This is a genomic window from Streptomyces swartbergensis, from assembly GCF_002148965.1.
Classification (GTDB): domain Bacteria; phylum Actinomycetota; class Actinomycetes; order Streptomycetales; family Streptomycetaceae; genus Streptomyces; species Streptomyces swartbergensis.
Window position 1 is genome coordinate 1 of the sequence record NZ_NGFN01000812.1, and the last position, 747, is coordinate 747.

A 747-nucleotide genomic window follows, 5' to 3' on the forward strand; every position below is an offset into this window, starting at 1 on the left:
GTGGATGCTCGCGCTGTTCACCGGCCTCGCCTCGGACATCGCCCCGGAGGGAGCCGACGCCCTGGCCCGGGCGCTGATGCTGCTGCACGAGGGGGCGCTCGTCGCGCACGGCCTGGGCATCTTCCCGGACGCCGTCGCCCACGCCCGCGAACAGGCACGCGCGCTGCTCGCCTAGCGGACGGAATCCGTCCTACTCGGTCCCTACGGTGGTGTCATGACCGACTCCGGAGACCCGCTCCCCTTCGCGACCGTCGCCGACCTTGACTCCTGGCTGACCGCACACCCCGCCCCGCATCCCGGCCTCTGGGTCAAGGTCGCCAAGAAGGGTTCGGGCATTCCCTCCGTCAGCGCCGCCGACGTCAACGACGTGGCGCTGTGCCACGGGTGGATCACCGGGCAGCGCAAGGGACTCGACGAGTCGTACTACCTCCAGAGGATCACCCCGCGGCGCCCGGGCAGCCTCTGGTCCATGGTCAACGTCCGGCGCGTCGAGGAACTGACCGCCGCCGGGCGGATGCGGCCCGGCGGGCTCGCGGAGGTGGCGGCGGCGCGGGCGGACGGACGGTGGGAAGCGGCGTACGCGTCCCAGCAGGAGGCCGAGGTGCCGGAGGACCTCGCCGCGGCACTGGAGCGGAGCCCGCGGGCCGCGGCGGCCTTCGAGGCGCTCGGGCGGACCGACAGGTACCTGACGATGCTCGGAGTGCTGCGCGCCCGGACCCCGCGGAGCCGGGCGGCGCGGGTGGCGGG

At 74.4% G+C, this 747-nt stretch carries 1 protein-coding gene and 1 pseudogene; both read left to right on the forward strand.

Annotated elements, in window-relative coordinates; genetic code table 11:
- Positions 1–175: pseudogene (locus CA983_RS48790) on the forward strand (TetR family transcriptional regulator); the annotation flags it as partial.
- A 39-nt stretch (positions 176–214) separates the two neighbouring features.
- Positions 215–747: YdeI/OmpD-associated family protein (locus CA983_RS44485; protein ID WP_086606184.1), on the forward strand; the 533-nt coding region annotated here is incomplete at its 3' end.